General features: G+C 68.9%; 7 protein-coding genes. 4 read left to right on the top strand and 3 right to left on the bottom strand.

Annotated elements, in window-relative coordinates; all coding sequences use genetic code 11:
- Positions 1-402, bottom strand: a 402-nt coding sequence (locus tag GF068_RS40200; RefSeq protein WP_170319974.1) for a transposase, incomplete at its 3' end; no start/stop codon positions are given.
- 1,091 nt (positions 403-1,493) lie between these two features.
- Here GF068_RS40200 and GF068_RS46725 point away from each other — a divergent pair.
- Complete coding sequence (locus GF068_RS46725; RefSeq protein ID WP_206079658.1) at positions 1,494-2,135, top strand: transposase; 642 nt, start codon at positions 1,494-1,496, stop codon at positions 2,133-2,135.
- On the opposite strand, the gene GF068_RS40190 is transcribed toward GF068_RS46725, so the two are convergent.
- A complete protein-coding gene (locus GF068_RS40190) occupies positions 2,050-2,826 on the bottom strand; it encodes a DUF2306 domain-containing protein (RefSeq protein WP_153824855.1) in 777 nt (258 codons plus the stop codon). The genes GF068_RS46725 and GF068_RS40190 overlap by 86 nt on opposite strands.
- 67 nt (positions 2,827-2,893) lie before the next feature.
- Between GF068_RS40190 and GF068_RS40185 the strand changes: the two genes are divergently transcribed.
- From GF068_RS40185 to GF068_RS46720, 3 genes are all read left to right on the top strand, one after another.
- A complete protein-coding gene (locus GF068_RS40185; RefSeq protein WP_153824854.1) occupies positions 2,894-3,688 on the top strand; it encodes a TetR/AcrR family transcriptional regulator in 795 nt (264 codons plus the stop codon).
- A gap of 261 nt (positions 3,689-3,949) precedes the next feature.
- A complete protein-coding gene (locus tag GF068_RS40180; RefSeq protein ID WP_153824853.1) occupies positions 3,950-5,140 on the top strand; it encodes an alpha/beta fold hydrolase in 1,191 nt (396 codons plus the stop codon).
- A gap of 76 nt (positions 5,141-5,216) precedes the next feature.
- Positions 5,217-9,110: an ATP-binding protein gene (locus GF068_RS46720; protein ID WP_153824852.1), complete on the top strand. Its 3,894-nt coding sequence runs from the start codon at positions 5,217-5,219 to the stop codon at positions 9,108-9,110.
- A 52-nt stretch (positions 9,111-9,162) separates the two neighbouring features.
- Here GF068_RS46720 and GF068_RS40170 read toward each other — a convergent pair whose 3' ends face one another.
- Positions 9,163-9,774 carry a response regulator transcription factor gene (locus tag GF068_RS40170; protein WP_153824851.1) on the bottom strand — a complete coding sequence of 204 codons (612 nt, stop codon included), beginning with the start codon at positions 9,772-9,774 and terminating at the stop codon, positions 9,163-9,165.
- Between the last annotated feature and the right edge of the window lie 9 nt (positions 9,775-9,783).

The following is a 9,783-nucleotide window of genomic DNA, read 5'->3' as shown; positions in this document are numbered from 1 at the left end:
TTTCGGCAACTTTTTCCAGTCGAACCCCTGGGTCTTCTTGGCGAGCTCGATGGTGCGCTCGAGCATCCGGAGGTCCATACCATGCGCGATCATCCGCTCGCGGAACGCCTGCAAGGTGCTCTGCCCGAACGCCTGCGTTTCAGCTCCCAAGATGCCCAGCACGAGCTGCCAGCGCAGATCGACGACCGTCAACTCGACCGCCTCGCGATCGGATACGCCGTGATACGCCTGTAATAACAAGACCATCGCCAGCAAGGCTGGAGGTACAGGCAGCCTGCCTTCGCCGGTGTCGCGGTACATGGCCGCGAGCTCGTCCTGGAGAGCGTCGTCGAACAACTCCAGGCGATGCTGATAAAGGAACGCGAACAGCTTCCGGTGGTTGCCCAGCCGGGCCAGGAGCATCTGCTCCCTGCGGGGTCGCGACAGAGCTCGGATTCCAGCGCGGAACGGCGGTCGACATGGACGTGACTTCTCCGTTGGGCTGGGCGAGCCGCGGAGAGTGGATCACGTCGGCAAGCGCCTGTCGATCCCCCTCGTGTAAGTACGCGGAAGGATCGGGGAAGTTGAAGGGATCGGCGCTCTAGGCGCGCCCGGAGGGTCGGCCTGGCAGGTTTTCCTGAAGGATAGTTTGTCCTGGGTCGATATGGACAAACTGCCGGGGAGGGCAAGATCGGCATCCGAGCGCCCTCCGCGCGCCTTCGCACCTAAAGCCCTGCGCACGAGGTGGGACCGATCCGCGACGTTGCGCCCGGCGTGCACGTCGGCCCCCCGACGCGCTGCGGCGCGGGCCGCCCGGCGAACGAGCTGGCCGCGCGAGGGTGATGACCGGGGGCGTTCGTCCGACGCAAGGGCCGTCCGCCTGCTGAGCGGCCGTCCCCAGGCGGGTTTTCCGTTGCCCCACTGTTGCCCCAATGTTGCCCCAACCCCCCTCTCTTCTTGCCCTCTCTCGTCGCATCCTGTCGCGCTCTGCCCACCCCCTCGCGATCGCAGATCTGGCTGAGATGAGCCTGTTTTGTGTCTCTTCTCAGTGAGTTGCGAGGGAGGCGTTCAGAGCACCGAACGCATTTCCCAAACCGAAGGTCGCAGGTCCGATTCCTGCCGGGGCGCAAATGATTCCGATGGGTTACGAGCCATCCCCCCTCGCTCCCTCTCCGCCGACAAAAGCTGTGGCCTCACCATGGCCTCATCCGAGAACGGCGGTCGAGCCCAGCAGAGGACGCCCTGCGATATACCCAAAAGTCGTGGATCGACGTGACCTGAGAAAAGTGGCGTACCTTTTCGGGGGCGAACCATGGCGACGCTGGACGAGCTCGCGCGGGAGGGGGCGCGGCGGATGATCGTGGCAGCGCTCGAGGTCGAGGTGGACGCGTACGTGGAGCGGCTGCGCGGCGAGCGAGGCGAGGATGGCCGCGCGCTCGTCGTGCGAAATGGCAAGGGCAAACCGCGGCAGGTGACGGTGGGCTCCGGGACGGTGACGATCGAGGCGCCGCGGGGTGAACGACAAGCGCGTGGTGGACGGCAAAAAGCAGAAGTTCACGAGCGAGATCCTGCCGCCGTACCTGCGGCGCTCGAAGAACGTCTCGGAGGTGTTGTCCCCTCCTGTATCTGCGCGGTTTGTCGATGGGCGACTTCTGCGAGGCGCTTCCGACGTTGCTCGGCGAAAATGGGTCGGGGCTGTCGCCAAGCGCGATCACGCGGCTCGTGTCGACGTGGTCCGACGAGCGAGAGGCGTGGCAGAAGCGGTCGCTCGCGGACCGCTCCAGCCGCGGGCCAAGTCGAAGCTGCAAGAGGCGATGAACGCGCCGACGCGGAAGGCCGCGGACGCCGCGATCGACGATTTCGCGTCGAGCTACGGCGAGAAGTACCCGAAAGCCGCGAAGTCGCTCGTCGACGGGCGCGAGGCGCGGCTCACCTGCGTCGACTTTCCGGCGGCGCACTGGAAGCACCTGCGTACGACGAATCCAATCGAGTCGACCCTCGCGACGGTGCGATTGCGGACGCGGGTGACGAAGGGACCAGGCCCGCGAAACGCAGGGCTGGCGATGGTGTTCAAGCGGCTGCTCGCCGCCGAGAAGACGTGGCGCAAGCTCGACGGGCACGCGCTCGTGGCCCTGGTGCGAGCAGGCGCGCGGTGAAGGTCCCTGCTTGATCAGGGGCGTGATCCACGACTCTTGACCATTTCTCACGCTCCAGCCACCACTGGATCCATAGCAGCGGCAGCGTCCAGCCGAGCCAGCCGGCGATGCCGGCGATGGCCTGTCGCAGCAGCTCTTCGTTGCCAGTGAACGTGGTGTGCAGTTGCGGCATCAGGGCGATCCCCGCGACCACGCCCCAGATCCGATTGGTGATCACGGACATCGTGAGCGCGAAGCTGCGGACCATCCATTTGTGGTGCTCCGCCATCCGCTGCTGTCGTGCGCTCCGATAGCCGGCGACGGTGAAGATCAGCCAAAGCAGGGCGAGCAGTACGTTGCTCACGCGGATGACGGGACCGAAGGGGCTGAGCGCGCCGATCAGCAGACCGATCACCCCTGCGGGGAGCACGCCACCGAATACGTAGAGCCGCCCCAGTCGCCGGTGCACCCGCGGAAAGCTCTGCCGAAACCACGGCCAGACCTGCACGCAGCCGCTGAGCATGGCGATCGCCCCGCACACGACGTGCACGACCAGCAGCGGGTAGTACCAGCGCAGGTCGGTCGGGACGGGGACCCGGGAGCGGGCCGGATCGAGCGACAGATACGGCAGCAGCGAGAACGCGACGAACACCACGGCGACCGATCCGAGCAGCGCGAGCCACGAGCGCCACCACGAAGGAGTTGCGACCATTTTTTTCCCCTCACCGCTTACTGCGTACGACATACGCTTTACTGTGTGAGGTATACGCAGAAGCGCGATGCGGTCAAGCGAGAAGGGGAAGGTGGTGGGAGGCGAGGGACGGCAGGGCTTGTCGCTGGGCCTGGCGACGGCGTGGGGCGTGAAGGACCGTCCGGGCAAGGGACCCAAGCCCGGGCTGAGCCTGGAGCGGATCGTCGCGGCTGCCGTGCAGGTGGCAGAGACGGAAGGCTTGAGCGCGGTCTCGATGGGCCGCGTGGCGACGGTCTTGGGCGCCGGGACGATGGCGCTCTATCGCTACGTCGAGTCCAAAGAAGAGCTGTTGATGCTGATGATGGACGCCGCGTTTTGCGAGCATCCCCCGCCGCCCGCGCCCGAGGAGCCGTGGCAGGTGGCGGTGGAACGATGGGCGCGGCAGCACCTGGCCGTGCTGCGCAAGCACCCCTGGGTGGTGCGCATTCCGCTGGGCGGCCCGCCGATCACGCCGAACCAGGTGGTGTGGTTCGAACGCGGCTTGAGCAGCCTGAGCGGAACAGGCCTGCCCGAGATGGCCAAGCTGGACGCGCTCGCGCTGGTCAACGGCTGGGTGCGGCACGAGGCAATGCTGGAGGCGGATCTCCGCGAGGCTGAACGCCGCAGCGGTCGCGGCGCTGCCGAAGCCTCCGCGTCGTATTGGCGTACACTGGGCGGGCTGATCGACGCGCAGCGCTTCCCGACGATAAGCGCTCTCGTTGCCGCGGCGACGACCGATGCGATGGAGGACGACAATGCGCAGTTCACATTCGGACTGGAGCGCATCCTCGACGGCATCGCGCAAGTCGCCGAGCATGGCCGTCCGCGGCGGCGCATGCGCTGAGTGTGCAGGTCAGGAAGAACCATCTCTCGCCGATCCAGTCGTGCACTTCCGTGTGTGCCATCCGAGGCGCTCGTAGAAACGGATGACCCCGCCGTCCTCTCCGTGACCGGTCCAGCGCATCATCTCACCGACGATCCTGGGCGTGCTCCGGCGAGCCGAGGTTTGGTGTGGACCATGGGACCTTGGTCTCATGGACGGCGCCCTCCAGGACGCCGTAGGGTGTCGCCTGTATCTCGGTAAACCCGAGCGCAAGGAGACTTCATGGCCTCAGTGATCAAAGCAGCCCCGGAGGGCGTGGCATTTTATTACCCCAAGGACCCGGCGGATCTCGAGGGTGAGCACGGCACGGTGATCTGGCACCGGCCTCTCACCGTCGAGAGCGCCATCGTGAAGCCGGAGGGCGCATCGACGCCGCGCTGGCGCAACGAGCTCGTCCTCTATCGCTCGAGGGACGTCCGCGGCAACCCCATCGCGGTCTCCGGCATCGTCGTGCTGCCTGATACGCCGCCGCCCGCCGGCGGATCCTACCCGGTGATAAGCTGGGCGCACGGGACGGTCGGCAGCGCGGACCCGACCGCGCCCTCGCGTGACGAGGACGAGAAGTCGAAGCCCATGAACGCCTATCCGCACGTCCTGCTCCGCGCGTTCCTCGAGAAGGGCTGGGCCGTCGTGATGACCGATTACGAGGGGCTCGGCACGGAGGGGCCGCACCCTTATCAGCTCGGCGAGTCCGAGGCGCGCGGCATCCTCGATATCGTGCGCGCGGCGCGGCAGATCTTCCCCGAGATCGGCCATTGCTTCCAGATCGTCGGCCACTCGCAGGGCGGCCAGGCCGCGCTCTTCGGCGCCCATCACGCGCCCTCGTGGACGCCAGAGCTCGACTTCCGCGGCGTGGTGGCCGTCGCGCCCTCCTCCTCGATCGTCGACCTCGTCGTGGGCGCCTCCCAGCACAAGGAGACGCCCTTCGACGGCTACGCTTTCCCCGGCCTCTTCCTCACGGGCGCCATGGGCGGCGACCCCACCATCGATCCCCGGGAGCTGCTCTCCGACAGGGCTTACGAGGTCTTCCCGCATCTCGAGCGGTACTCCCGCGGCCGCCTGAGCGAGTCGGACTCCTGGGGCGGGCTCGTGGGGACCGACATCTTCAATCCGAGGCAAAACCCGAGCAAGAGCAAGTTCTTCCGGCAGCTCGAGCGTATGCACCCGGCCCTGCCGATCGAAGCGCCCGTCCGGATCGTGCAGGCCGCCGCCGATACGCGTGTCCTCGCCGTCAACACCAGGAAGCTCGTGGATCAGCTCGTCTTCCTGAATGGGGACCTCGTCGAATACGAGCTCTACGAGCTGGGCTCGGGGGTCCCGATCGTCCCTGATCTCGGCGTCCATTTCGGCACGATCAAGCACGACATCGAGAGGATGATCCCCTGGCTCGAGGGGCATTTCTCGCGGCCGTGAGCGTGGCCCCTTCGTCAGGCGCCCTCGGAGAACAGCCCTTCACGACGACGCCGCACCCCATGTAGCATCCGCCCGTGTGAGCCGTCGCCTCGTCGCCGTCCTCGCCGGCGCGCTCGTCGCGACGCCGGCGCGCGCCTCCTTCGCCGCCCCCGACATCCAGGCCCGCGGCGTGCCCTGGATCCGCACGTTTGGCCTGGATGACGGCATCCCGCAGAGCACCGTCGAAGCCATCGCCTTCGACGCCGCGGGCCACCTGTGGATCGGCACGCAGGGCGGCGTAGCCCACTACGACGGGCGCCACTTCACGCATCTGTCATTGCCGCCCGAGCAGGCGTCGAGCTGGGTGCAGGCGGTCGCCGGGACGCGCGACGGCGCCGTCTGGTTCGGCATGTTCAGCGGCCACGTCCTTCGTTACGCGAACGCGAGCTTCACGCGCTTCGAGGCCGGCGAAGGCCTCACGGCTGGGCGGGAGGTCGTCGCGCTCGTCGAGGCGCCTTCCGCGAATGGGTTTGCGCTCTGGGCGGGGACATTCGACGGACTCTATCGGTTCGAGGGCGAGCGTTTCACCCGTGTCGATCTCGGGCTGGGGCTCGAGCGCGTGGACGTCCGCGCCCTGCAACCTGGGAGGCTCCCGAGCGGCGAGCCGACGCTCTGGGTCGGCACGGGCCGAGGTCTCGTGCACTGCGAGGAGCTTCGCTGCGCGCCCATCGAGCCCCTCGCGGAGAACGTCCCGCCGGAGAAGGTGGTCACTGCGCTCCTCGAAACGACCGACGAGGGACACCGCGGCGTGCTCTGGGTCGGCACGGCCAAGGGCCTCGTCCGGTACGCCGAGGGGCGCTGGGAGCTCGTCGCGGCCTCGGGCGGGGCCCTCCCGGCCCCGCTCATCCGCGCGCTCGCCGAGACCGTGAGCGGCTCGGGGAAACGGACGCTCTGGGTCGCCACCGACGGCGGGGGCATCGCCCGATGGCAGGACGGGGTGTGGACGACGCTGACCAAGCAGAACAGCGCCCTGCCGGACGATTACCTCAATTCGCTCCTGTCGAGCGGGGGAGCGCATGGCGGCCGCACGTTGTGGATCGGCACCGAGACCGGGGGCCTCGGACGCCTGCGGCACGATGGCTGGGTCGGCTTCACCGAGCGCAATGCGGGCGTGCCAGGCGCCGTGCGTAGCGTCGCGGAGGTCGTCGCGCCCGGCGGCGCGCCCGAGATATGGCTCGCCGTGCGCAATCAGCTCCTCCGGTCCTCCGATTCCGGCTTCACGCCGGTCCTCTCCCCCGAGGATGCCGCCGCGACGAGCCCGTGGCTCTCTTTCCTCCTGCCTTCGCGGCAAAAGCCCGGCGTGGTCTGGGCGGGCGGATACACCAAGGGGCTCCACCGCTGGGCCAACGGGGAACTTTCCACCTTCACCCGGCAGAACTCGTCGCTGCCGTACGAGGTCGTGTACGCCGCCAGCGAATCGCTCGACGGGCGTACCCTCTGGGTCGGGACGACGGCGGGCGCCGCGCGCCTCGACGAGAATGGCAAGGGGCCCGTCTACAAGGAGAGCCGCGAGGGCCTCATCCACGAGAACCTCATCGCCATTCTGGAGACCACGCGCCCCGGCGGGGGGACGGCGACCTGGTTCGGGACGACCAAGGGGCTGTCGCGGCTCGACGACGACGGCGCGTGGCGGAGGTACACGACCACGAATTCGCCCCTCCGCGCCGACCTCATCGCGACGCTCGCCGAGCTGCGCGACACGCGCGGGGCACGGATCCTCTGGATCGGCACGGCGGGCGGAGGCGTCGCGCGGTACGATCTCGACGCCGAGGCGTGGCTCCGGGGCCTCGACGAGAAATCGACCCCGCCTTTGCCGGACAGCACCGTGGCGCTCGCGCGCGCGGACGCCCTCGGGCGCGTGTATCTCGGGACCAACCGCGGCGTCGCGCGCCTGACCCCGCGCGCACCGACGCCGGAGGACGCTGCGGAGTTCACCGTCTATGCCTTCACGCGCGAGGACGGGCTGCCGGGCGACGAATGCAATGGAAGCGCCTCCTGGGTCGACAGCCGCGGGCGCGTCTGGGTGGGCACGACCGAGGGCGCGGCGGTCTTCGATCCGGCGGAAGAGGTCCCGGAGCTCGCGGCCTGGCCCCTCGTGTTCACGTCCGCGCGTGCTGGGGATGGCGCGCTCGCGCTCGCGCCGGGCGCCTCTCTCGCCTGGGACCGGAACACGGTGTCGTTCGATTACGCATTGCTCCACTTCCTCCACGAGCCGAGCACGCGTTACCGCACGCAGATGGTCGGCTTCGACGCGGCGCCGAGCGAATGGAGCGCGGACGCGAAGGTGCGATACACGAACCTGCCAGCGGGCGCGTACACGTTCCAGGTCTGGGGTCGTGATCACGCGGGCGCCATCGCCGGCCCGGCTTCGATTGCATTCGAGGTGAGACCCGCGCCCTGGCGGACGTGGTGGGCGTACCTGGGGTATGCCGTCGTGGCTTCGGGGCTCGTGGCGGGTGGGGTACGACTCCGCGTCCGGGCGCTCGCGCGGCGGAACGAGGAGCTCGAAGAGATCGTGGAAGAGCGGACGACGGCGCTGAAAGTGGCCAAGGAGGCGGCCGACGTGGCGAACCGCGCGAAATCGAGCTTCCTCGCCAGCATGAGCCACGAGCTGCGCACGCCGCTCAATGGCATCCTCGGCTACACGCAGCTCCTCGCCCGGTCCCCGCGGCTCTCGCGCGAGGATCTCGCGGGGCTCGGCGTCGTGCAGCGATCGGGCGAGCACCTGCTCGCGCTCATCGACGACGTGCTCGATCTCGCCCGGATCGAGGCGGGCAAGATGGAGCTCGCCACGTCGGAGGTCCACCTCCCGGCGCTCCTGCAAAGCGTCGCGGATCTGTGTCGGGTGCGCGCGGAGCAGAAGGGGCTCGGGTTTCACTACGAGCCGCCGAAGGGCGCGCCGATGTGGGTGCTCGTCGACGAAAAACGATTGACGCAGGTGCTCCTGAACCTGCTCGGCAATGCGGTGAAGTTCACCCGCGAGGGGAGCGTCGGCCTGCGCGTCGAGGCGCGCGGGGACGAATTCGTCTTTCGGGTGGAGGACACGGGCCCGGGGATCGCGCCCGCGGACCTCGCGCGGATCTTCGACCCGTTCGAGCAGGCCGGCGATCGGGGGGCGCGCGCCCAGGGCGCCGGGCTCGGGCTCACCATCAGCCGCAGGATCGTGGAGCAAATGGGAGGCCGGCTCGACGTGGAGAGTGTGCCCGGCGAGGGGAGCACATTCACGGTGGCGCTGCGGCTGCCCGTCGTCGACGAAGAGGGTCCGATCGGCGAGGCGGCTCCGGACGACGTCGTCGTGGGTTACGAGGGCGCGAGGCGCGTCGTCCTCGTGGTCGACGACAACGAGGGCAATCGTGCGTTCTTGCGGGACGCCCTCGGCCCTATCGGATTCGAGGTCCTGCTCTGCGAGGACGGCGAGGGAGCGCTTTCGACCCTCGGGGTGCAGCAGCCCGATCTCGTGATCCTCGACCTCGCTCTGCCCGACATCGGCGGCGACGAGGTCGCGCGGCGCATTCGCAAGACGCCCGCCCTCGCCGGTTTGCCCCTGGTCGCCTCCTCCGCCAGCGTGGACGAGGCTCCGCAGAGGCGCGCCAGGGACGCGGGCTGCGACGAATTCCTCCCCAAACCGGTGCGCCTCTCGGCCCTCTTCGACGTGCTCGGGCGTCGGCTCGGCCTCACGTGGATTCACGCGCCTCGGGGAATGACCGAAGAAACGGAGGAGACCGCCCCCCGCGTCGAGCCGCCCGCGGAGGTGATGGCCGAGCTCCTCGACCTCGCCGAGCGGGGGCGCATTCCGGAGGTCTTGAAGAAGCTCGACACCATTGAAGCGGAGGACGCGCGGCTCTCCGTGTGGGCCGCCGAGGTGCGGGCGATGGCGGAGTCGTTCCAGCTCCGCGAGCTCTGCGCCGCGCTCGCGGGACCCGGCCTGTAGGACTTTGGTCCCATGGTCTCGGCGGCGCGGACCTGATACCCCTCGTCGCGCCTCAGGCGCCTTCCATCCGATCCACGAGCCGCACGAGCTCCGCGACCGACTCCACGCCGAGCTTCTCCATGACGCGACCCCGGTGCACCTTGATCGTCTTCTCGGCCGCGCCGAGCTCCGCGGCGATCTGCTTATTGAGCAGGCCCCGCGCGACGAGCATGCATACCTCGCGCTCGCGCGGCGTGAGCTCCGTGAAACGAGCCTGGATCGTCCGGATCTCCTCCCGCGCCGCGCGCGCCGCTGCATCACGCGCGAGCGCACGCTCCACCGCCGCGAGCAGGTCCGTGTCGTCGCAGGGCTTCGAGAGGAAATCGATCGCGCCCGCCTTCATCGCCCGCACCGAGCTCGGCACGTCGCCGTGGCCGGTCAAGAACACCAAGGGGAGAGGGAAACCTCGTCGCGCGAGCTCCTCCTGCAGATCGAGGCCGCTGATCTCGGGCATGCGAAGGTCCACGACCACGCACCCCGGCCGATCCTGCGCGTGTTCGAGGAACCCGCGGGGGGAGGCATAGGCCTCGACCACGTACCCCGCCGAACGCAGGAGCCGCTCCAGCCCGCGCAACACGGAGGGGTCGTCGTCCACCACGAAGACGGTGCGCTCCGGTTGGGTCATCGCTGCCTG

Source organism: Polyangium spumosum, from assembly GCF_009649845.1.
Lineage (GTDB): Bacteria > Myxococcota_A > Polyangia > Polyangiales > Polyangiaceae > Polyangium > Polyangium spumosum.
Note: the sequence above shows the minus strand (reverse complement) of the source record. Positions and strands in the feature narration are given on the sequence as shown.